This is a genomic window from Ruegeria sp. AK4, from assembly GCF_056541025.1.
In genome coordinates this window covers 78,253-100,697 of sequence record NZ_JBQFXS010000001.1, presented here as the reverse complement: position 1 = coordinate 100,697, position 22,445 = coordinate 78,253, and the positions used below count along the sequence as shown (strand labels likewise).

At 59.6% G+C, this 22,445-nt stretch carries 20 protein-coding genes and 1 pseudogene; 7 read left to right on the top strand and 14 right to left on the bottom strand.

The window, feature by feature from the left end:
- Nucleotides 1-4: 4 nt before the first annotated feature.
- Complete coding sequence (locus ACR0EZ_RS00435; protein ID WP_480609584.1) at nt 5-1,165, bottom strand: zinc-binding dehydrogenase; 1,161 nt, start codon at nt 1,163-1,165, stop codon at nt 5-7.
- A pseudogene (locus ACR0EZ_RS00430) lies at nt 1,107-1,262 on the bottom strand (sterol desaturase family protein); the annotation flags it as partial. The gene ACR0EZ_RS00435 and the pseudogene ACR0EZ_RS00430, both read right to left, overlap by 59 nt.
- Before the next feature lie 255 nt (nt 1,263-1,517).
- Between ACR0EZ_RS00430 and ACR0EZ_RS00425 the strand changes: the two are divergent.
- Nucleotides 1,518-2,399, top strand: a complete 882-nt coding sequence (locus tag ACR0EZ_RS00425) for a LysR substrate-binding domain-containing protein (protein ID WP_480609581.1) — start codon at nt 1,518-1,520, stop codon at nt 2,397-2,399.
- A 138-nt stretch (nt 2,400-2,537) separates the two neighbouring features.
- Here ACR0EZ_RS00425 and ACR0EZ_RS00420 read toward each other — a convergent pair whose 3' ends face one another.
- Both ACR0EZ_RS00420 and ACR0EZ_RS00415 read right to left on the bottom strand, forming a co-directional pair.
- Nucleotides 2,538-3,278 carry an SDR family oxidoreductase gene (locus tag ACR0EZ_RS00420; protein ID WP_480609578.1) on the bottom strand — a complete coding sequence of 247 codons (741 nt, stop codon included), beginning with the start codon at nt 3,276-3,278 and terminating at the stop codon, nt 2,538-2,540.
- Between the two features lie 27 nt (nt 3,279-3,305).
- Nucleotides 3,306-4,301: a quinone oxidoreductase family protein gene (locus tag ACR0EZ_RS00415; RefSeq protein WP_480609575.1), complete on the bottom strand. Its 996-nt coding sequence runs from the start codon at nt 4,299-4,301 to the stop codon at nt 3,306-3,308.
- A 91-nt stretch (nt 4,302-4,392) separates the two neighbouring features.
- Between ACR0EZ_RS00415 and ACR0EZ_RS00410 the strand changes: the two genes are divergently transcribed.
- The gene (locus tag ACR0EZ_RS00410) at nt 4,393-5,229 is read left to right on the top strand and encodes a LysR family transcriptional regulator (protein ID WP_480609572.1); all 837 of its coding nucleotides are present in this window, start codon (nt 4,393-4,395) and stop codon (nt 5,227-5,229) included.
- 1 nt (nt 5,230) lies between these two features.
- On the opposite strand, the gene ACR0EZ_RS00405 is transcribed toward ACR0EZ_RS00410, so the two are convergent.
- The 4 genes from ACR0EZ_RS00405 to ACR0EZ_RS00390 form a co-directional block, all read right to left on the bottom strand.
- On the bottom strand, nt 5,231-5,923 hold the full coding sequence (locus ACR0EZ_RS00405) for an SDR family NAD(P)-dependent oxidoreductase (protein ID WP_480609569.1): 693 nt from the start codon (nt 5,921-5,923) through the stop codon (nt 5,231-5,233).
- Between the two features lie 11 nt (nt 5,924-5,934).
- Nucleotides 5,935-6,444 carry a nuclear transport factor 2 family protein gene (locus tag ACR0EZ_RS00400; RefSeq protein WP_480609566.1) on the bottom strand — a complete coding sequence of 170 codons (510 nt, stop codon included), beginning with the start codon at nt 6,442-6,444 and terminating at the stop codon, nt 5,935-5,937.
- Between the two features lie 61 nt (nt 6,445-6,505).
- The gene (locus ACR0EZ_RS00395) at nt 6,506-7,459 is read right to left on the bottom strand and encodes an alpha/beta hydrolase (RefSeq protein ID WP_480609563.1); all 954 of its coding nucleotides are present in this window, start codon (nt 7,457-7,459) and stop codon (nt 6,506-6,508) included.
- A gap of 113 nt (nt 7,460-7,572) precedes the next feature.
- Nucleotides 7,573-8,460: an AraC family transcriptional regulator gene (locus ACR0EZ_RS00390; protein WP_480609560.1), complete on the bottom strand. Its 888-nt coding sequence runs from the start codon at nt 8,458-8,460 to the stop codon at nt 7,573-7,575.
- A gap of 235 nt (nt 8,461-8,695) precedes the next feature.
- Here ACR0EZ_RS00390 and ACR0EZ_RS00385 point away from each other — a divergent pair, with 235 nt between their 5' ends.
- Nucleotides 8,696-9,847, top strand: a complete 1,152-nt coding sequence (locus ACR0EZ_RS00385) for an adenylate/guanylate cyclase domain-containing protein (RefSeq protein WP_480609557.1) — start codon at nt 8,696-8,698, stop codon at nt 9,845-9,847.
- Nucleotides 9,848-10,218: 371 nt separating this feature from the next.
- Here the strand turns inward: ACR0EZ_RS00385 and ACR0EZ_RS00380 are convergent, their stop codons facing one another.
- The 4 genes from ACR0EZ_RS00380 to ACR0EZ_RS00365 form a co-directional block, all read right to left on the bottom strand.
- Nucleotides 10,219-11,736, bottom strand: coding sequence for an ABC transporter permease (locus ACR0EZ_RS00380; RefSeq protein ID WP_480609554.1), 1,518 nt, complete (start codon nt 11,734-11,736; stop codon nt 10,219-10,221).
- 10 nt (nt 11,737-11,746) lie between these two features.
- Nucleotides 11,747-12,796, bottom strand: a complete 1,050-nt coding sequence (locus tag ACR0EZ_RS00375) for a quaternary amine ABC transporter ATP-binding protein (protein ID WP_480609551.1) — start codon at nt 12,794-12,796, stop codon at nt 11,747-11,749.
- 64 nt (nt 12,797-12,860) lie between these two features.
- Nucleotides 12,861-13,829, bottom strand: a complete 969-nt coding sequence (locus tag ACR0EZ_RS00370; protein ID WP_480609548.1) for an ABC transporter substrate-binding protein — start codon at nt 13,827-13,829, stop codon at nt 12,861-12,863.
- A gap of 35 nt (nt 13,830-13,864) precedes the next feature.
- Nucleotides 13,865-16,186, bottom strand: coding sequence for a DUF1989 domain-containing protein (locus ACR0EZ_RS00365; RefSeq protein ID WP_480609545.1), 2,322 nt, complete (start codon nt 16,184-16,186; stop codon nt 13,865-13,867).
- 107 nt (nt 16,187-16,293) lie between these two features.
- Here ACR0EZ_RS00365 and ACR0EZ_RS00360 point away from each other — a divergent pair, with 107 nt between their 5' ends.
- A complete protein-coding gene (locus ACR0EZ_RS00360) occupies nt 16,294-17,304 on the top strand; it encodes a LacI family DNA-binding transcriptional regulator (RefSeq protein ID WP_480609542.1) in 1,011 nt (336 codons plus the stop codon).
- A gap of 23 nt (nt 17,305-17,327) precedes the next feature.
- Here ACR0EZ_RS00360 and ACR0EZ_RS00355 read toward each other — a convergent pair whose 3' ends face one another.
- A complete protein-coding gene (locus tag ACR0EZ_RS00355) occupies nt 17,328-18,242 on the bottom strand; it encodes a LysR family transcriptional regulator (protein WP_480609539.1) in 915 nt (304 codons plus the stop codon).
- Nucleotides 18,243-18,386: 144 nt separating this feature from the next.
- Here ACR0EZ_RS00355 and ACR0EZ_RS00350 point away from each other — a divergent pair, with 144 nt between their 5' ends.
- Genes ACR0EZ_RS00350 through ACR0EZ_RS00340 form a run of 3 tightly spaced genes read left to right on the top strand, consistent with a single transcriptional unit; the run spans nt 18,387 to nt 20,263 of the window.
- Nucleotides 18,387-18,773: a cupin domain-containing protein gene (locus ACR0EZ_RS00350; RefSeq protein ID WP_480609536.1), complete on the top strand. Its 387-nt coding sequence runs from the start codon at nt 18,387-18,389 to the stop codon at nt 18,771-18,773.
- A 3-nt stretch (nt 18,774-18,776) separates the two neighbouring features.
- Nucleotides 18,777-19,451, top strand: coding sequence for an RraA family protein (locus tag ACR0EZ_RS00345; protein ID WP_480609534.1), 675 nt, complete (start codon nt 18,777-18,779; stop codon nt 19,449-19,451).
- Complete coding sequence (locus ACR0EZ_RS00340; protein ID WP_480609531.1) at nt 19,448-20,263, top strand: alpha/beta fold hydrolase; 816 nt, start codon at nt 19,448-19,450, stop codon at nt 20,261-20,263. Before ACR0EZ_RS00345 ends, ACR0EZ_RS00340 begins: the two co-directional genes overlap by 4 nt.
- Nucleotides 20,264-20,337: 74 nt before the next feature.
- Here the strand turns inward: ACR0EZ_RS00340 and ACR0EZ_RS00335 are convergent, their stop codons facing one another.
- On the bottom strand, nt 20,338-22,305 hold the full coding sequence (locus ACR0EZ_RS00335; RefSeq protein WP_480609528.1) for a CocE/NonD family hydrolase: 1,968 nt from the start codon (nt 22,303-22,305) through the stop codon (nt 20,338-20,340).
- Nucleotides 22,306-22,445: the final 140 nt, after the last annotated feature.

Genomic DNA, 22,445 nt, shown 5'->3' with positions numbered 1-22,445 from the left:
CACCCTAGTCAAACAGGATGACGCCGCGACCGGGCTTGCCCGAAAGCATATCGTCAATGGCCAGATTGATCTCTTCCAGCCTATAGCGGCGACCGATCAGTTGGTCGATCGGCAGCTTTCCATCCAGAAAATGCTGGCCATAGGCTTTGAAATCGCGCGTCGTGCAGGCAGAGCCGAAGATCGAGCCTGTCACGTTGATCTCGGACCGCGTGATACCGGTCGAAGGCAGATCGATGGTCGCATCATTGGCGTCCATGCCGACAAAGGTGACCTGACCGCCCGGACGGCAATAATCAATTGCCGCGCGTTGCAACGCGCGCTTGCCGACCGCCTCGAAAACATGGTCTGCACCATGCGCGGTAAGCGCCCGGATTGCCGCGCCAACGTCCTGTTTCGCATTCAGGAAATGCGTCGCCCCAAGCGCCCGGGCTTTGGTTTCAGCCTTGGGTGAAGCGTCAACGGCAATGATCTGTTCAGCGCCCGCAAGTTTCGCGCCCATGATGATGGACAGCCCAACGCCGCCTGCTCCGATCACCGCCACGCAATCGCCTGCAGCGACCTTGGCCCGGTTGAGAGCCGCTCCGACGCCGGTGGTGACAGCACATCCCAAAAGCGCGGCGATTTCGAACGGGACGGCTTGGTCTATCGGCACGCAACTCTCTTGCGGCACGACCACGGTATCAGCCCAACAGGCAAGCATCGACAGATGCCGGACCGGTCCGGAACCATTCGAAAACCGGCAGGTGCCATCCATCATGGTCCCGTCCCAAAGTGGGGTTTTGTATGTCTGGCACAGATGGGTTTGGTCGCGGTCGCAAAAGAAGCATTCGCCGCAGTATGGGATCCAGCTGAGCACGACGTGATCGCCCACACTTAGCGCCTCGACTCCCTCGCCGACAGCCGTGATCGTTCCCGCCCCCTCGTGCCCCAGCACAACGGGTAATTCATGACCCGATTGGCCCGACATGACGTGATAGTCTGAATGGCAAACACCTGCCGCGCCCATCCGCAGACGCACTTCTCCGGCCTTCGGTTCCGCCAGTTCAAGCACTTCAACGCGAAGGGGTTCACCCACACCATACATCACTGCCGCCCGCGCCCTCATATCAGCGCCCCAATCGACGCTTGCGGTCTCGGATCCGCCGCGTCGCCTCTGGCGTGCCATTGTGGAATGAGCCAAAAACAACGTCCCAGGGAAATTCGGCCGTACCGTAGTTGCATTCGAAATAGCGATGGTGAAGCTGGTGAAAGAAGTCCCCAAGCCAATACGATGCAAGCCATTTGACCGTTTGGACAGGTTGCGGCGGCCAGGAAAAAACCGGGCTCACAGGAATGGGCATTGCAGGGTTCCATGCCCATTCTCTGGCACCGCCCTCGGGGACGGGATGATCCGTGATGTGCGCATTCATTCGCAAGCAAGCCCATCAACTGACGTCTCAGTTTCATTTTTGGGCTTTTGCCGGGCTTCTGAGAACGCCTAAAAGAGCTATGCTAACTATTCCATGAGGGAATGCGCGATGCCGGCACTGAACTGGAAACTCCTCACGGCCTTTGAAGCTGTGGCCCGGCATTTGAATTTCACCCGCGCTGCAAGTGAACTGAATGTGCAGCAACCCTCGATCAGCAGACGGGTCGCGGAACTGGAAGACGAGCTTGGCGTCAAACTCCTGGTTCGCACACGCCCAACTGCGGCCCTGACGGCGGAAGGAGACCTTTTGTTCCGTGCGATCTCAGGCGGGGTCGCTCAGGTCACAGAGGCCTTGAATCACATAAGGGCGCAACAGGATCGGAATGTCGTGGTGGTGAACACGACAATCGGATTTGCAAGCTGCTACCTGATGCAACACTTGGCGAATTTTCGGCTGGAGCATCCCGATATCGCGGTCGAACTTGTTTCCCGCGATCAGAATGAGGCTTACAGAAGCGCTCAGGCAGACGTCCTTATCGTGTTTGATGAGCCGAAAAACCTGCCCAGCACTCAGACCAAACGCATATTTTCTGAGAAGCTAATACCTGTCGGAAAGCCGGATGTGTTTCGACCGGTCGGCGATAGGCTAGAAGACCTCGCACGGTTTGAACTGCTGCATCTGTCCACCGGTGTACACGCACGTGACTGGGAAACGTACTTTCAGGGAACGAGCATTTCACTGCCCGCCACCAGATCCGAGCAAAGGTTCACCTCATTCATGGTATACTTGCAGGCCGCGCTAAATGGCGACGGCATCATTCTCGGATGGGAAACTCTGTTTCAGGGTATGCTGGACCAGGGCCAGTTGGTCCGCCTGACTGAGAGGACTGTTGAAACCGACAGGGGCTATTTCGCCTGCCTGACCGAAAGGGCAGAAAACAGCCCGTCTGCCAGAACACTTTGGAAATGGGTGTCCTCTCTCGCGTCTTAGAACGCTGCCCTGACCCGACGACGCTGTTTTGAGGGACCGCAGCCGAAACTGATGCCATGGAACCACCAGCTCTGACTAAATCCAGACCAAGACCTTGGCTGGCTTGTTTCGTGCCTTACGCCGGACTTGGGCAAGGCATCAATCGCGGACAAGATGGCCGCCATCCACATCCAGCACTGCGCCCGTCAGAAACCCGTTTGTCATGGCCATGACCGCAGCCAAAGCGACGTCTTCGGCCTTACCGACACGCCCGACGGGCAAGCTGCTGCCAACTTCGGTATACATACGCTCGCGCGCCTCATTCGGCATTGCGGCATAGGCTTCGGTTGCAACCATGCCGGGGCTGATGCAATTCACCCGCGCGCGGCCGGACAGCTCCAGCGCCAGCCCTTTCGCCAGCGCTTCGACCGCCGCATTCACCGCACCCAGACCCGAGGCTCCGGCAGATGGGCGGCGGCTGAGCACACCGGAAAAGAACGTGATGGAGCCGCCTTTGATCAACACAGGCAAGACTTCGCGCGCAGTCACATAGGGGCCGATAAACTTGGCCTCGACCATGGCGCGCAGATCGTCCGTGGGCAATTCCGTGAACGCCCCACGCGCAGCGCTTGAGGCCGAGATCACCAGATGATCCACCGGTCCCAGCCCGCCGGCCCAGGATGCCACGCCAGCTTCATCCGTCGTGTCCACTGGCGCGATCTGCACCCCGCCCCCGATTTCCTCCGCTGCGGCCTGCAACTTGGCCGAGTTGCGGCTGGCAATGGTGACCTTCGCGCCAAGGGCGGTAGCCATTTTTGCGGTGGCCTTGCCCATGCCACTGCTGCCGCCGACGATGACGATATGTTTGTCTTTCAGGGCGGTTTCGAAAACCGTGCTCATTGCTTAGCTCCTTTATTGTCAGGTTGGTCAGTCGATGCTCAGCACCAGCTTGCCGGTGGTTTCGCCTGTTTCCAGACGGCGGTGCGCCTCGGCGGCTTCTGCAATGGGCAAGGTGGTGATCTGCGGGCGCAGAACGCCGATCTTCAGCAGGTTGAACACCGTCTCCATATCCGCGCTGAATCCACTGGGGTCGTTGACGTAATAGGTGTAAATGTCGCTGACCCGGACCGAGACGGATTTCTGGAAATGCTTCGCCAGATCTTCGGCAAAGCTGCCTGTTGGCGGACCGGCAAGGAACCCGAACAGAACTGCCGTGCCAAGCGGGGCCAGCGCGTCGAGGTCGGATTTCAAAGACTCGCCCGAGATTGGGTTCAGCGTCAGATCTACACCGCGCCCGCCGGTGATCTCCATCACCCGCGCTGTGACATCTTCGGTGCGATAGTCGATGACGTGATCCGCGCCTTGGTCTTTGGCATACCCAAGCTTGTCGGTGCTGGCCGAGGCGATCACGGTCATGCCCAGATGTTTGGCAATTTGCAGGGCCATGGTGCCGACACCGCCTGCAGCGGCGTGAACCAGCACGGATTTGCCCGCCGCCGCACCGCCCAGATTGACCAGCATGTGATAGGCGGTCATCGCGTTGACTGGGATCGCCGCGGCGGTGTCAAAGCTGATCGTATCGGCCAACCGGGTCACATAAGGCGCTGCGATCACGGAATGCGTGCCGTACCCGCCCGCACCAATCGGCCCCATCCACGCCACGCGGTCACCCACTGCGATACCCTTGACACCCGCACCCAAGGCTTCCACAACTCCGGCCCCTTCAACACCCGGCACATGCGGCAGATCGGGCATCATCCCTTCGGGCATCTCGCCCCGGCGGATTATCGTGTCGATAAAGTTGACCGCCCCGGCATGGTTACGGATCAGAACTTCTTGAGGACCGGGGGCTGGAACCGCTTGGTCGGCCTTGCGCAAAACGTCCGGGCCGCCGGTCTGGGTGATTTCAATAGCGAACGGCATGATGTGTCTCCTTCTGTTGCGCAGAAGGTAGAGCTCGGGCTTTTGAATGATAATGGTTGATTTTGGATCAGATTATCCCAAAATTAGGATAATGATCTACAATGACCTTGCTCTGTTTACCGTAGTCGCCAACCACCTCAGCTTTTCCAAGGCTGCGGACCGGCTGGGCATTCCCCTGAGCCGGGTCAGCCGCCGGGTTGCCGAACTTGAGCATCATCTGGGACTGAAGCTGTTTGAACGCACCACCCGTCAGGTTCGCCTGACGGAAGAGGGCCGTCGCCTTCTGGATCGCTGTCAGGACCCAATCGAAGCCCTTCAGGGCGTTTCGGGTTTCGCGGACGAGACCAGACGGCAAATCATCCGTATCACGGCACCGCCACTGGCCGCCCGGACAACCATAGGCCTGCGTTTGCTGGAGTTTGCGGAGCAGAACCCGGATGTGGAATTTGAACTGACCACAACGAATGTGATGCTGGACTTCTTTCGGGACAATATTGATCTGGCATTTCGCCTCGGGCCCCTGACGGATTCCGGTCTGATCGCCAAGCGGCTGTGGTCGGTGCCCTATCGGTTTTGCGCCGGGGCGGGATTTATCCGGGACCACGGGCTGAGCGCACCAATCTCGCGTCAGACACTGCAGGAATTGCCTGCGTTGGCGGCGGGTCAACCCTGGGTGCTGGAGACCGGCGAGACGGTGCGGTCGTCCCATATTGCGCACAGTTTAAGCGATCTTGATGTCATCGCTCAGGCTGCGCAGCGCAATCTGGGGGTCGCAATGTTGCCTGCGGATATGGTCGATGGCGACTTGCACCCGCTCGAGGTTGAGGATGCTGTGCCCCTGACCCGAGCCATGTTTGCCGTCTATCCAAGCCGACGCCTTTTGCCTGCGCGGGTCAGGAAACTGATTGATTTCATGGTGCCCGGATAGCCTACCAATCAATCGCAACGCCGTCGCGAAAGAACCCGCCTGTCGGGCCGTTTTGCGGCAAGGTTGCCGCCCAGACGACCCCTTTGGCACCCTCGGGCACCGGACGTCCCCCGCCGCCCATATCCGTGGCGACCCATCCGGGGCAAACAGCGTTGACGAGGATGCCCTTTGGTTTCAGTTCCGCCGCCGTTTTGATGTTCAGCGCATTCAGCGCCGCTTTGGAAAGACCGTAACCGGGCGTTCCTGCTGACATGCCGGTCAACGCCCCCGCGCCCGACGACACGTTTACGATCCGGGCGCCCAGCCCGTTTTGCAGCAGCGGGACTGCGGCGATTGTCGTGGCCCATGGGCCAAAGAGGTTGGTGTCAAACCCACGGCGCACACGATCAAGATCGGCACGATGCGCCTGCTGATCGGTGTCGTAATCCACGCCTGCGTTGTTTACCATAACATCAAGGCGGCCAAAGCTGGCTTCGATCTGCGCGAATGCCGCGGTGACCGAGGCCGGAACGGACACATCCAACTCCACCGCTTGCGTCCCTTGCCCAACCTCCTGCGCTGCGACTTGTCCTTTCCTCAGATCACGCGCGCCCATCAGCACTTTCAATCCATGATCCCGCGCCAGTTGGCGCGCGACCTCTTTGCCGATCCCCCGATTGGCCCCGGTCACTAGGGCAATTCGCTGTGTCGTCATGATCACCTCGGTCAGTTCGCCTGTGCGGCGCGTTCCCCTGCGGTGGCGACAAGGCCACGGTCGCCGGTTTCCCACAATGCGGTCATGGTCATCGAGGTGACAACCCAGCGGTCATCCGATTTCTCAAGCTTGTAATCGTACCGACCGCCCAGCACCCACAGCCCATCTTCAAGGCTATGGGTCGCGGTGAAATCGGCCTGCGCCGTAGCCGCGTTGTCGGTCAGCGAAGTGATTGCATGGTTGGTCACCATGTGATGCGTGCTGTCAAACCCGGGAAGGAATACCGCCCAGCCCGCCACGAGGTCATCGGCGGGTTGTGTCGCCGGTTCACCGCCCCAAAGGCTGGTGTAGTCGGTGGTCACGGTGTCGGCAAATGCGGCCCGCACGCGGGTCCAGTCGTGGCGGTCGGCCCCTGCCGATATATCGGTGATCGCGGTTGAGATGCCGACCTGTTCTTCGGCAAACGCTGCGGTTCCGATCATGGTCACGGCCGCAAGGGTGGATGTGAGTTTTCTGTGCATGGGAAATCTCCGATTGACTGACGGGGGGACGGCGAAGGGTGGTCCGGCGTCCCGACGGGTCTTAGTTGCTCAGACCGGCGGCAAAGTGGACGGCCACCGCGTCCGCAGCACGAGTGACATCCTCGGGGTTGTCGTAGAAATCGAACTGAGTGACGTTTTCCAGCCATTGCGCCGTGGCTTCGCCCGCAAACCCGGCCAGGAAGATCTGCACACCCTGCGGGATCGCCGCGCTTTCCGAATGGACAACGGCCAGAGGCTTGTCCAGACGCTGCGGATTGTCGGCGGGATGATAGGTCAGCCAGCCTTCCCAGCCCGCGTTGTTCCACTTGCCGTCATATTCCGGGATCGCGCCGCGGTCGGCGTCGTAATAGTAACCGCCAATCGGCATCAGCACACCTTCGGCACCCTCGGGGCCTGCGGCGGGAATGATCTGACCCCCTGCGGCTTCGGCTGTTTGGGATACTTCGATCAGCCCGGCAACGCCTTCTGCGCCGCCATAGACGGCCTCGACGATCTCAGCGTTCTGCAACCATGGTGCGACCAGACCCAGCCGCTGAACCAGTGGGTTGCCGGACACCGCATCGACCATGTATCCGGCCGAGGCGCAGATCCCCAGACCGTTGATGTGATCGGCGTCCACTTCGGGCAAGGTCGCGACAAATGCAATCGCGGCTTTTATGTCCGAGGTCTTGGCCTCAGGGCTTTCCACAAAACGCACGTGGTTCGGCAGATCGCCCGACTTGCCCCAACCGCGAAAATCGAAGGTGAAGGCAGCAAAGCCCCGTTCAGCCATTTCGCGGGCATAGTTGGCAGGCATCTGCTCCTGAACCGAGGTCCAGGCCCCGGTCACAACAACCGCGGGCAGCGGTTTCTCACGACGCTCTTCCGGCAGGTACAGCGTGCCGGACAGGACAGCGCCTTCGTTCTCGAACGTCACGGTGCGGGTTTCCACCTGCGCGACGGCGGCTGTCGAGGCCATCAGCGCGGCGGCAGTGTTCAAAGCGAGGGTTTTCATGGCGGTATCTCCCAAGGTCATTCTGAAAGGGCAGAAGCCCGATAACCCAAGAGATACGAGGTTTGGACCGGCCAAACTTGCACCGGACTGCCGCGTTTTTGAAAGATCCTGCTTCAGGTGGCGTTAGCTGCGCGAAACGCCCGCGGGGTTTGCCCCATCACCTGTTTGAAGCTGCGGGTGAAATGCGCCTGGTCGGAAAACCCGCAGGCCAAAGCAATGTCCCCCAAAGGACGCGCCTGATCCTCCATCATCTTCATCGCCTGTTCGATCCGATAGGCCATGACATATTGCATGGGCGTCGAGCCCAGCGTTTCCTTGAACACCCGTGCGAAATGCGAGGGGCTCATACCCGCCTCAGACGCCATCTGTTCGACGGTGATCGTCTGATCCAACCGGTTCTGCACATAGGCCAGCACCCGTTGATAATGCTGAGACGTAAAGCGCGCCGACAACTCAACCTCTTCCGCGCGGCGTTTGCCGTATTTCTGCAGCAGTTTGACCAGAAACACCCGGCTCATGGCCTCGAACATGACCACCGAGGACATGTCGTCGGTTTCCAGCGCATCGCGCAGAATGACACCGGCGGCACACAGATCAGGGTCGGAAAACTGCGGCAGGTCGTGAAACTGTTCCGGTGCCAGCAGCATTCCAAGCTCGGACTGGGCAAAGTGCTGTACCTTGTCCGGGTGCAAGGTAATGACGATTACGTCGGATTGCCCGTACCATTGCCATCCCGACCGCATCCCTGCAGGGGTCACGATGACTTCATCCTTTAGAAAGATGAAATCCCGCAACGCACCATCCCGCCAGTTTTTCACCCGGTGGCCGTTTTCCTGTAGGTTCAACAGGACATGGTGTTCGGAAAACACATCCTCGGGCATGCGGTCCGGTTGCGCCTGAAAGTACCGCACAGACATCAGCCCCGCCGCCGAAGGGCGCTGCATCGCATCACTGTTGAGCAGCGGTTCCGAAGGATAGATATCAGCGTATTTCAAAGGCAATCACCAGCTCCGCCTAAAAACGTCGCCAGCTTTGCAGGTATCGGCATGGCAGACAACGCTGGACTGGGGCTGCTGACTGGTCCCGATCAAGCCCTCAACTGTTGTTACATTTGGTCGATGAACAGCTACGGCTACCCCCGCCAATACGAATGCCGCAAAGGTTTAGGCCGGCACGGGTTCTTTCCCGTCCACCGATAGGTAGAATATCAGCACGAAAACAGATTCTGAGACCATCGTGACCGAGATTGATCACCTGAAACACTGGCTAATTGCCGAGGGCCGGTTGCTTGGCGATGAAACACAAATCGTCCAGGGCTATTGCGAAGGTTTGGTGGCGCTTGGTGTCCCGCTGTCGCGCGCGCGGATTGCTCAGAATTACTCCAACCCCCTGCTCAGCGCCTGGGGCATCATCTGGACACCCGAAGAGACCCGCCGCTACACCGTACCGACCACCGTTCTGGCAACCAGCGCGTGGCATGGCAGCCCCTTTGAGTATGTCGTCACCCAGCGGCGTCCATTGCGCAAACGCCTGACCGATCTCGACCTCAAGGCTGAACATCCGGTTTATGCCGAACTTGCCGAAACGGGTGCCACCGACTTTCTGGCCATCCCTCTGGAGCATGGCAACGGATCGGTTCAGGGCACCAGTTTCACCTCGAATGCGGATACAGGATTTTCGGACGCACACATCCGGTACATCGAAGACACGCGCTACGCCCTCGCCGCTGCTTTGGAACCTATCGCAATGCGCCAATCACAAAAGAGCCTGCTGCAAACCTATCTGGGATATGGACCGGCCGAGGAAATCGGTCAGGGCCAAATAAAACGCGGAGAACACAGGACCGTCTCTGCCGCGATCCTGTTTGCGGACCTCCGCGGCTTTACCGAGAAAGCCTCGGACTGGCCCGAGGCCGATTTGCTGAACATGATGGGTGAGTATTTCGAGATGGTCGTCTCGCCCATTCAGGATACAGGCGGCGACGTTCTGAAATTCATGGGGGATGGCATACTTGCGGATTTTGATGTTGATGATTGCGCTCAGGCCTCTTGCAGGGCGGCCGTTGGGGCGGCACATCAAGCCTTGGACAATCTGCGCGATTACAACGACAAAGCTGCCGCCAAAGGCCAAAAGGCCATCGAATTCGTGATCGGCATTGATTTCGGGCGGGTGACCTTCGGCAATATCGGCAGCCCGGATCGCCTGGATTTCACGGTCGTCGGTCAGGCCGTGAACGTGGCCAGCCGCGTTCAGGACCTGTGCAAGACGCTTGACGAAAAGATACTGGTGACACAGAGCGTCGCAGAGCACATGGCACGTGATGCGGAGTCAGTCGGCTACCACCCCATCCGCGGATTGCGCGCGGATATCGAAGTGTTCAAGGTCTGAGTGAACCGATTTGGGTATCAGTTGATCTTCATAAACAGTCACTTCAACCGTTTCGATCACCGATCAGGACATCTGGGACCGGGCCAGAAGAAACTGCGCGAGGCTTCCCAGCGATCCCAAGCCATTCGCACATCCGATACGATTCAACGGACCGATTACCCCGAGGCAGGCCAACGGGTCATCGGTGGGACGAGACTGTGGATCAGATGGCTCTGACCCACACACCCCGTGCAGACAGTCTGCCCTTCCCTTTGGACCGAACCGGTGGATCAGCTCGGTCTACAACGTTGGACCAAGCTGAACCGTCTGCGAACCGGCATTGATCACCCACCTCGATTTCCTGTCAGACGATCATGCGTCTGCCAAAATCCTCATTTCCGTCCGGCCACAATCCGATCCAGAATGAGCGCACAGAACAGGATCGCCAGACCGGCCAGAATGCCCTGCCCCGCTGCCGCGTATTGCAGCGCCTCAAGCACATCTTCGCCTAGCCCTTTGGCCCCAATCAGCGAGGCAACGACGACCATGGCAAGCGACATCAGGATGGTCTGGTTCACCCCCGCCATAATGGTCTTGTGCGCCAAAGGCAGATCCACCCGCCACAGCAAATAGCGGGGCGTTGCACCGAAAGCCAAGGCAGCCTCGCGCACGGTTTCGGGCACTTGTTGCAGGCCAAGAACGGTGAAACGGATCACCGGCGGGCTGCCGAAGATCATGGTTGCGACAACACCCGCCGGTTTGCCCGATCCGATGAAGGCCACAACCGGGATCAGATAGACGAAGGACGGCATCGACTGCATGAAATCCAGAATGGGCCGCACGATGGCAAAAGCGCGCGGGCGGCGGGCGCAATAGATGCCCAGCGGAATGCCCAGCGTGATCGAGATCAACGCAGCCGCGCCCAGCAGCGCAATCGTGGTCATCGCCTTTTCCCAGAAATCCAGCAGACCCAGATAGGCCAGCGCCGCTCCGGTAAAGATCGCCACGCGCGGACCAGCCGACAGGTAGGCCAGCATGATGATCACCAGCGCCACCACCGGCCAGGGGGTATCGACCAGCACGACCTCGATCCAATCCAGCAGAGTACGCATTCCATAGGTCAGCCCGTCGAAAAACCCGCGCCCGGCGGTTTTGGTCCATTCGAACACCGCCTGCACCCCGTCGCCGACATTCAGACGCCAGTCGCGATTAGTCGGAAAGGTTTTCAGTACGGCCACCGCATCCGGCTGCGCGAATTTTATCATCGACAGGATGACCACCACGGCAGTCAGCGCCGAAGCAACAACCAGCCGGGGGAGCGACCAGCCATGGGCGACGCTTGGGTCCGAGCGCCAGCGGGCGAACTGCCCCTCGAGCGTCCAGTTGGCCAGCGATGCGGCCAGAAACTTGACCGCCAACAGCAGCACGATCCCGATGACCAGATAGGTGATGCCGGTCGAGTCGGCGGTGCGCGCGGCCTCCTGCGCGCTTGCAAGTGCACCCTCGAGCGACTCCGCAGCGCGTTTCAGGGATTCAAGAGAGGATGCTCCGGATTGCTCTGCCGCGGCGATCTGCTGGCGGCGCAGTTCCAGCGTCTGTTCGATCTGTTCAGCCCGTTCGCGGAATTCGCGCCCGAGATCGCCGAACAAACCAAGCCCGATCTGAATGTAAGCCAGCGTCTCCAGCACAAGAAACCCGAGGAACCACGACCACAAACCACGTGCCCCGAACCAGATCGGCCCCAGGATCGCAGCCGCCTTGTTCAGCGTAAAGCGATAGCCGGGGGCCTGCATCATATAGGCGAAGGTTTTTTGATAATAGGATTGCCCCTGCCCCACAAAATCTGCGATCAGCCCATTCAGGCGGTCGGCGGTTTCCGGTTGGATCTGTTGCATATCAACATGTTTCATAGCGGTCCCCTTACGCCTGACTGTCCTGAATCGCGCGGATCAGACCCGCGCGGTTGATCACGCCAACGGTCTTGCCGTCCTGCGTCACCGCCACGACGCCATGCCCATCGACGCACAGGTTCATCAGATCGGACAGGTCCATATCCGGATGCGCCTCTTTGGCGTCATCGGGCACTTCGCCGTGATGCGCTTCGAACTCATCGACCGGCTTCATGACCGCGTGGGCAAAGATCATGTTGAGTTTGGAAATCCCGGCCACGAAATCGGCCACGTAATCATCGGCGGGGTTGAGGATGATCTCTTCCGGCGTGCCGATCTGCACGATGCGCCCATCCTTCATGATCGCGATGCGATGGCCGATGCGGATCGCCTCATCAAGGTCATGGGTAATGAACATCGTCGTCTTGTTCAGCTTGTGGCTGAGCTCCATGAATTGATCCTGCAACTGCTTGCGGATCAGCGGATCGAGGGCCGAGAACGGCTCGTCCATCAGCAGGATTTCAGGGTCGGCAGCGATGGCGCGGGCCAGACCGACACGCTGCTGCATGCCGCCCGATAACTCGTGGGCGTATTTGTCTTCCCAGCCGTTCAGCTCGACCAGTTCCAGCACCCGGTCCGCCTCTTCCCAGCGGCGGGCTTTGCCGGTGCCGCGGATTTCCAGCGGCATCGCGACATTGTCGCGGACAGTGCGGTGGGGCATCAGGCCAAAGTTCTGGAACACCATCGCGACGCGCCGGTTACGCAGGTCGCGCAGGCCTTCATCATTCAGGCCCATCACGTCATCGCCATCCAGATAGATATGGCCGTCGGTGGGTTCCAACAGGCGGTTCACGTGGCGGACAAGGGTCGATTTGCCCGAGCCCGACAGGCCCATGACGCAAAACAGCTCCCCCCGTTCGATCTCGAAACTGGCATCGGCCACGCCCACGACGCAGTTGAAGCGCTCCAGCACTTCGGCCTTGCTCAAACCCTCGCTATGGATGGCGTTCAAAGCCTCCTGCGACCGTGCGCCGAACACTTTCCACACGCCTTTTGCGTCGATTGCGATTTCCGCTGTCATACTGGCCCCACCGCTATTGATTTGTATGTCGTGGTGCCCCCGCATAAGCGGGGGCGCACAGGCTTTAGTTGGTGGTCAGACCCAGCCAGCTGTCGACGGTATCGCCATTGGCGGCAATCCATTCCGCGACGACCTCATCCGTGTCGCGACCCTTTACGACGACCTCATAGGTCAGACCGCTCAGCGCGCCCGCATCCATGTCGATATTGGCCAGGAAAGACGCTGCCGCCGGATTGCGCTGTTCCAGCGATTTGGAATGCGCCACGGTCACGGTTTTGACCGGTTCGCCCGTGCTGACGTTGGATTTGTTGTACCAATCGGCGTCCTGATCCGGCTGCACCATCTTGTAGGTGGCCGCATCATGCTCGGGCTCTTCCAGAATGGTCACGTCATACAAGGCGTGCACGTAATGCGGCGCGTAGCAGTAGAAGGCCGCCCCTTTCTGCTGATCGATCTGATCCTTCAGACGCGAATAGAATACTGTCTCATCCTCGGTGGTCGGCGTCAGGAAGGTCTCGATCCCATAGTCCCGTACACGTACCTTGAAGGTGTTGGTCGAGGCCCAGCCCGACGCACCGACCCAAACCTCACCCATACCGTCACCATCCGAGTCGAACAGCTCTTGCGCCATGGGCGTGGCCAGATCGTAGATCGAGCGGATGTTGTGATCCTCGACCATGTAGTTCGGTACGCAAATACCCGCGCGGCCCTCATAGCTGCCTGAGGACAGCGCGACGGTGCCTTTCTGATCGACATATTCATCCGTAAAGGACGACTGGTTCGGCAGCCAGACATCCGGATGCACGTCGATATCGCCACGCCCGCCATCCATCGCGGCAAAGATCACCGCGTTTGCGCCGGGGGCATAGCCGACTTCCCCACCCAAACGGGTTTCGATGACCTGGCCGATAACCCGGCTCATGATCTTGGCACCGGGCCAGCTGGGTTCACCGACCGTGACCTTATCCTGCGCAAACGCTGTCGTTGCGCCCAAGGCCAGTGCCAATGTCGCTGTAAGCGTAAGTTTTTTCATATCATTTCTCCCGTTATGTTGAGTTACATGCGCCATCAGGCGCGTGCCCGCTTCCGTTGCGGGTCTATGAATGGAATGTCCGTGACGGTGGCGCGCAGGCGTTTCATCCGCCCGTCGAGTTGGCCGATTTCCAACGCGGTGCGGTTGTCCGCGTATTCGACCGAAAGCCGTGCCATGGCGATCGCGTGTTCCAGAATGGGCGAACGTGTGGCCGACGTGACCACACCCACCTGCCGCTCACCCGCATAGACTGGGGCACCATGCGCCGGCACATCGTCGCAGCCGATCAACAGCCCTTTGAGCACCCGGCGCGGGTCACGCGCGTTGCGTTCCAGCGCGGCCTTGCCGGTGAATTCGGTTTTGCTCAGATCGACGGCGAAGCCCAAACCGGCCTCAAACGCATCCACGCCCGGTGCGAATTCCGCGTTGGCCGCTGCCAGCCCCGCCTCGATCCGGATAATGTCCAGCGCGGCCGAGCCCATTGGGGTGATCCCGAACTCTTCACCTGCGCCCATCACGGCATCCCAGATCGCCACCGCATCGGATTTTGAGCAGAAGATTTCATACCCCAATTCCCCGGTATAGCCCGAGCGCGACAGCATGAACGGCGCGCCTTCACGGTCGTGCAGCCGCGCGATGGTGACGCCAAACCATTTGAGATGATCGAGACCCGGCACATGCGGTTGCGTAAAGGCAATCTTGCGCAGCAGATCGCGCGACTTCGGCCCTTGGATGGCGAGGTTCGGCATTGCACCGCGCAGCGCATGGACCCGCACCTGCAAGCCGCGCGCATCCGCCAGTTCCTGCAGCACGCGCCCGCTTTCCTCGGACCCGCAGCACCAGCGGAAAATCTCGGGTGCGAGGCGAAACAGTGTGCCATCGTCGATGACCGATCCGCTCTCGTCGCACATAAGCGTATAAGACCCGCGCCAAACCGGCAGTTTCGCGACATTGCGCGTGGTGGCCAGTTGCAACAGCGCCTCGGCATCCGGGCCGATGATGTCGAACTTGCGCAGGCCGCTCATGTCCTGCACGGTTACCGCCTGTCGGCAGGCCCAATACTCGCCCACAGTGCCATGGGCGGGATAGCTGACCGGCGTCCACAAATCCCGGGCCGGAGCGAAATTCTGGGTCAAAGGGGCCAGACGGTCATGAAATGCGGACTCCTGACTGATCGACATCGGGGCGTCTTCCTTTTCACGATAGGCAACCGCGCGGCGGATTGGCGTTTCGGGACGGTAGATGCGCACATGCACATCGGTCGGGTTCCAGCCGTTGATAGGGTCAATGTCATCCGGGCAGGCCGTCGAGACACAGACCAGATCCTCCAAAGCGCGCATGGCGACGTAATCGCCGGGGCGCGAGTGGGATTCCTCGGTCAGGATGTGATGGGATGCCGGGTCGATCCATGTGCTCCAGAAAAAATTGATCGCGGGCCACGCGGCGCGGCGCGCCACCCCATAGGGGGTCAGAGCGTTTGACATGTTGTCAGAACAGTTCAGGTGCCCCGGAAAACCCCTTTCTTCATAGCCCCGCGCCGTGCAGGCCAATCCGAATGTATCGTGCCGCCCGCAGGTGTCCTGAACCACATTCAGCAGTGGCCGCATCTCGCGGTCATAGAACTTGTCCAGCAAGCCGGGACCGGGATAGGCCCGCCGCACCATGGAGCGGGTCGCGGTCGAGTCGATCATCCACTCGTGCCCCCGGTCCAGACCATCAGCCCGCAACGCCATGAAGTCAGAGCATTGCTGGCCTTCGACATCGATTATCTGAACGACTTCTCCGGCCTTGAGCTCATAGGCCAGCGCGCTGCCCCGCTGCACGGTGAATTCATCCCGCGTGTCGCCCAGCAAAGGCGGCAAATGCGGGCCTTTGGTTGTCGCTGACTTGTGTTGGACAGTGATGTTCCCGGTGCCCCTGCCTTCGATCAGCCCTGGAACACAGGCAGGGCGGATCACCCAGACCGTGACCGCCTGGTCCGCACGGAGAATCAGCGGCTCGGGCCCATGATCCAACCTGTGACAGAGAACCCGCCGCCCCCCGCCCTGCGCCGAGACCCAGGCCGAGAGCCGGGTACTGTCAAACTCGTCCCACTCGATCAGCCCGGTTCCCGTCAAACCCAGCGCTGCCAGTCCCGGTTGCCCCTCGTCGGTGAAGGCCACGACCTCCAGCGGACGCGCTGGATCAACCCCTTCTATCGAAAGCAAATCTCCGGGTTTCACTGCCAGCCGAACGGCTTCACGCGGGGCAAGAATATGGGTGCGGGTATCGGACGCTTTTGGAAACCCTGGAAACAGGCGACCGGGGCCGTCAAACCCCGTGTTCGTGAACGCATGTAAGACCGAAGATCCCCGCATATCGGCGTCAGATTCCCAAAATGTAACTAGTTACAGAGGTTGATGAAACTAGTTACATATGTCAACTCTTTCCTTAGAAACCCGCGAAACGGACGCCAAAACCCACGATGGAAAAAGCCCCAGAGCCTAAAAAACGCGCAAATCTCAGAGATGTGGCAAAGGCTGCAGGCGTGTCCGTCGCGACAGTCTCGCGGGTTCTGAACGAACCGGCGGTGGTCAAGAAAGACACCTTGGAAAAAGTCCAGGCCGCCATTGCCGATCTGAAATTCGTCCCAAGTGCCGCCGCCCGCGCGATCAATTCCGGCCGCACGCGGTTTGTCGGCGCATTGGTCCCGACCCTGGACAATGCGATCTTTGCCCGCTTTCTCGCAGCGCTGGAACGCAAACTGTCAGAGCACCAATTGTCCCTGATCGTTTCAACCACCGAAGCAAGTCTGGACATCGAGGCCGAGAAAGCCAAAAGCCTGCTGGATATCGGAGCAGAGGGGCTTATCATCACCGGGGTCACGCACAACCCCGCCTTTCACGATCTGATCGAACGCACCATGGTGCCGACGATCATCACTTCTTTCTTCGACCCCCTAAGCCCGCTGCCGACCATTGGATATGACAACGCGGCTGCGGCACAAATTGCCTTGCAGCACCTTGCCGACCTCGGCCATCGCAACATTGCCGTCGTGCATGGCCCAGTGCAGGACAATGACCGCACACGAGCCCGTCTTGCCGGTCTCAACGCCCTTCCTTTCACCGGAACGCTATCGACCTTCGAGACCGAGATCAGCCATCAGGGCGGAGCGGATGTTGCAAAACACATCGGCAGTCTGGACACCAAGCCGGACGCAATTCTGTGCCTGTCTGACGTTGTTGCCCTAGGGGTGTTGCTTGGTCTTCAGGCCCAACAGATTGCCGTGCCGGATCAGATTTCCATGGTGGGGGTCGATGATCTGCCAACCTCGGCCGTGTCTGTCCCCCCCTTAACAAGCGTGCATCTGCCCGTTTCCCAAATGGGCGAACGGGCGGCAGACGCACTGGCACACTGGATCACGACGCAACAGGTTCCGAGCTCCGAAAAGCTGGGGGCACATCTGGTCGTCAGAAACTCCACCAAGCAAGGTTGAAGCGCCCGCCCCGAACCAGCCGCTCAATGCGGGGTCTCGGATATCAAATCACGCAATACTGCCACAGCGCGATCGGTCATAGGCGCGTGCTTGTCTGCAGGCCAGGCCACGGCCGTTGTGACGATCGAGATATCCTCGAGCAAAGGCACAACCCGAACATTCTCGGGCGCCAGCCCTGCCATTGAACCCGGCACAAGCGCCAAGCCCTGCCCGCAGCTGACATAGGCGAGTTGCGAAGAAATCGAGCGTACTTCGTGCAGTATCCTCGGGGAAAAGCCATATCCTCTGCAGGCCGAAACGATACTGTCGAAATAGACCGGGCTTACCTTTCGGGACGGCATGACAAGGGGGCTGTCAGTGATCAGGGACAGGGAAATTTTCGTTATGTCTGCCCGGGGATCGTCCGAGGGCAGAGCGATCCACAGTTTGTCATAGGTCACCGGGAATCCGTCAAGACCGTCGCCCGGCGCACCGTCCAATCGGTAAAATACCATGTCCAAAGCCCCGCTGAGCAAACCCGGCGCGGCTTCTACACTGTCGATTTCATGAATTGAGACCGTAAGGTCCGGAACGCTTTGGCACAGGCAGCGCATCCATTGCGGTATGATATCCGTCATGGCCGATGTGATGGCCCCGACGCTTAGAACCCCGGACTGACCGGTGGCCACCTCCCTGACAGTGCGTTCCAGATCGGCGGCCTGATCGGCAAATTTCCGAACAGCAGGCAAAAGCGCTGTTCCCGCAGGCGTAAGCTTCGTGCCACGTCTGGATCGATCGAAAAGCGCGACACCCAGTGCGGCTTCAAGTGTTTTGATATGCTCGGACAGCGGCGGTTGCGTCATTCCAAGCCGCTCGGCTGCCCGTCCGAAATGCTCCTCCTCGGCAACCGCCAGAAACATCCACAATTGCCGGTTCAGCCGAAAATCTATTTGCTTCATCGCCAACGCCCTTGATCTGCAAAAACTATCACAGCGATACATTAACAAGATTTTCAAGTTTAGTCGCCCTGTGTCAAAAGCACGGACACATACTCAAAGCCGTGGGGCACCGCCCTGCCGCCGTCAAACGATGATCACTGCTGGATGAGAAAACACGCCATGGCCAAACACCCGGAATTCCACAATATCAACGATGGCAGTGACGCAATCCTGCGGCAGCTGGCGGATGGGCTGACGGCGCATATCTATCCGGGCGATCAGGCGATGATTTCTGTTGTTACGGTAAAGCCGGGCGCATCGGGAAGCCTGCATCATCATCCAGAAGAACAATGGGGCCTGTGCCTTGAAGGATCAGGCATTCGCGTTCAGGGGGATCAGGAATTCCCGTTCGCAGAAGGGGATTTTTGGCGGACGCCCGGCGGCGTGCCACACACGATGCGGGCGGGCGACGATGGGTGCCGCGTGCTGGATATCTTTGCCCCGCCTCGCGATGAATATCGCAAGCCAGGATCCGGTTTCGGAGCCAGCTAGACCATGCCTGTAAGTCAACATGAGGCCAATTTTCGCCGTCTATCCGAACTGGAACTGGCCGCGTGGACCAGCGCGCAAGCGGCTGCCGTGTCAGACTGCCTGAACCGGGCGCAGGCCATGGATGGGGGCATACAGCCGCTGTCTGCGAATATGCGGTTGGTCGGTCAGGCTCGCACGGTTCGCTGCACTGTGGGCGACAACAGCGCGTTGCATGCCGCGCTTAGTCTGGTGGAACCCGGTGACGTATTGGTCGCGGATGCCGGAGGATTTAAGGGCAATGCCGTCTGGGGCGGGCTGATGACCGAAGCTGCCCGGCGCAAAGGCATCGCCGGTCTTGTCGTTGACGGGGCCGTGCGTGACCGGGCAGAGATCTTGGCCTCAGCTTTCCCCTGTTTTGCGCGCGGCACCGTTCCGGCCGGACCGCACAAGAATTTCGGCGGTGAAGTTGATGGGGTGATCGCCTGTGGCGGCGTTGCCGTCGCGCCCGGTGATCTGGTCATAGCCGACGCGGATGGTGTGACGATTGTTCCCCTGTCACAGGTCGGCGCCGTTCTCACCGCCTATCGCGCCCTGAAAGAAAAAGAGGCTCGTGCCTTGGCGCTACTCGACGCGGGTGGGACGTTGGCAGAGATTTATGGCGTGCCCGAGGTGACGTGTTTGGAAAGGGAGATTGGATGAGCGCCGAGTGTCAGCAGATTTCGCATAGCCTGCGCGTCGATCGCAGGGACTTGAACGTCTCCACGCTCCGGCGTGATGGAGACGAAGCCCCTATCCTGTTTCTGCACGGCTTTGGGTCCACCAAGGAAGACTACGCCGACATTCAGCGTCACCGTGCCTTCGATCAGCACGGGGTTCTGGCTTATGACGCTCCGGGATTTGGTCAGACGAATTGCGACGATGTCATCGGCGTGGATATCCCGTTCCTTGTCAAAACCGCTCTTGCGATGTTGCAGGCCGAAGGGATCGAACGCTTCCACCTTATTGGGCATTCGATGGGCGGGCTTACCGCTCTGATGCTGGCCAGTGCGCATCCCGAACGCGTCCTGAGTTTTTGTAACATCGAGGGCAATATCGCGCCCGAAGACTGCTTTCTGAGCCGTCAGATCCACGACTTTCCCGCCGGGAACCCGCAAGCCTTCATGACCGCCTTCACCAACCGCGCCCGCGAAGCCCCGGCCTGGTCAAGCCCGCTCTTTGCTTCCGGATTGGCGCACAAGGTACAGCCGGAGGCGGTGCATGGCATTTTCACCTCGATGGTCGATCTGTCGGATAACGCTGGGCTGATGGAGCGCTTTCTGGGCCTGCCCTGTCCGAAGATGTTCATGTATGGCGACCAGAACGCCACGCTAAGCTACCTGTCCGACATCGCCGCGCAGGGCGTGGAACTCGCCGAAATTCCCGAGTGCGGCCATTTCCCCATGTACTCGAACCCACCAGAGATGTGGCGTCGCATCCGCCAGTTCATTTCGAATAGTGCTGCCGGGCAGTGAATTCACCGAATGCACCGCACGAGGCGGACCACTACGGATATCCCAAATGGCGGCCCCGAAAGCTGCGGCACAACCTACTGAGTTACAGACCACTTCCGTGTCGCAAAAGGACAGTTGTTCCACGCCACATTTAGTTCGGCATCGACCATGGTCCGCCCCGAAGAAGAACGCGCGGTCAATGCAATCGAGACATCTGCAACCCCGTCAGGCCGCTCAAAAACCATCCTGTGATTCACCTTCGTCTCTTGCGCGACCGAGGCCGAAATATCCAGTGAATGCACCATGCTGGTTTCGTAGCTGAAGATCGTATCGATTTGCGCGTAAGCCGTTTTTACAAGCGGCTGGTGCCAACCCATTTCGATCACATCGCCACGGGTTTCTCTCCAGCGTTCCAACTCACCGGGGGCATGGGTCGAGTGTGTTTTATGCACCGGCAGATTCCGGACAGGCGGCAAAGGTTCCGCCAAGTCAGAGGGCCAGTGCTGCATAACCGGAATAGAAAGCGTTCCGGTATCCAGAATAATGTCCTCCCTCCGCGCCTCCGCATGAATGAGGGGCCAGTAGGACGAAGACAAGGCCAGCCGCAGCCTGTGCCCTTTGCGAACACGATAGGCGGTCGAGTGAAGCTTGATATCGGCGGCGAATTTGCCAACCCCTATAGTCGTCGGCGCGCGATCCAGGTTTTCGTCGAGCGAAAGGTTTCGGATGCCATAGCTTATGCGCGCGGCGACCCCGTCGGTATTTACGTCCGCAAGCCTGGCAATAATCTGGCCCGACTGGTCACCGGTATCCCCGCCCAGTCGAACTGTCACGGCACCGTAGATAACCATGTCCTCGGTCAAAGGAGCAGATTCAAAAACCAAAGAACGCGCATCATCCGCATTCTGATCCAGAGGCAACCCGCCCAAGCGACCGAAATACCCCGTATCTCCGGCACTTTGCCCCACCGCCGGGTGGGCTGGAATACGCCATGGGGTGGCGTCATCGCTGGTTCTCAGACTGGAAAGCGACAGCTCTTGCACCGCAGTTTCCAGTGATGCCGGACCGCTTTGAACCCATTTCCCGACTCTCTCGGCCAAAGTATCGCCCGGGGTATCAAACTCTCGCATCCAGGCTCGCAGACGCGGCCAGCCGGGTGTCACAGCCCTGTCTGGCTTCAACCAATGATCCCACCAGTCCAGCGCCAAGGTCTGAAACCCAATCGCTGGACCCGGCGTCCCATGATCCGGATAGTGATGCCTCCACGGGCCAACGACGCCCCAGACCAGATCGGGCCGCGCATCGACCAGAGCCATGACGGAGTTGGAATAACGGTCGCTCCACCCCCCGATGGACAGGATCGGCACAGAGAGCTCATCGGCGTTGAATATGACGGACCCGTGCCGCCAGTATTCACCCCTGCCGTCTTCGCGCAGCCAGTTTTCCAGCGGAAAGGTCAGGTTTTCGATCCTCTCTTTCCACATCGTCTTCCAATCGGGACCCACGTTCCCGGACGGGGGCGAGGCAAGGATCGAAGGCAGCGTTGCCCCCCATTCAAACGTATCCGACAGCACGCACCCACCCATGTAATGGATGTCGTCTTCGAACCGGTCATGGGTTGCACAGACGGCAATCGTGGCCTTCAGCGGTTCGGGCGCGTCGACGCTTGCCTGCAAAGACGCAGTGCCGCCCCAAGACGTGCCGAACATCCCCACGCGACCATTGCACCAAGGTTGCGCGGCCAACCATTCGATAACCTGCCGCGCGTCATCCAATTCGTCCGGGGCGTACATGTCCGGCATGTGCCCTTCACTGTCACCGGACCCGCGCATATCCACGCGGATGCAGGCATATCCGTGGGCCGCAAAATAGGGATGGTTCCGCTCGTCTCGCGCCCGCACCATGTCGGTTTTTCGATACGGGATGTATTCAAGAATCGCCGGAACTGGATCTTGCGTCACCGGGCGCCATAGCCGGGCGGCCAGACGTACACCATCGCGCATCCCGATCCACAGGTGGTCGGTCTCTGACACGTCAAAAGGAAAATCAATCTGTTCCGCCATATTGGTCCGCCGTGATTGAGCCAAGCCCGCTGACATTTCTGCAAATCCGATCTGAACTTGCAATATCGGAGTAGTATTCGATTTGGAAAAGAATTTGACTCATTTTTTCTAGTATGTTTCTAATCTAAAGGCAATTCCAC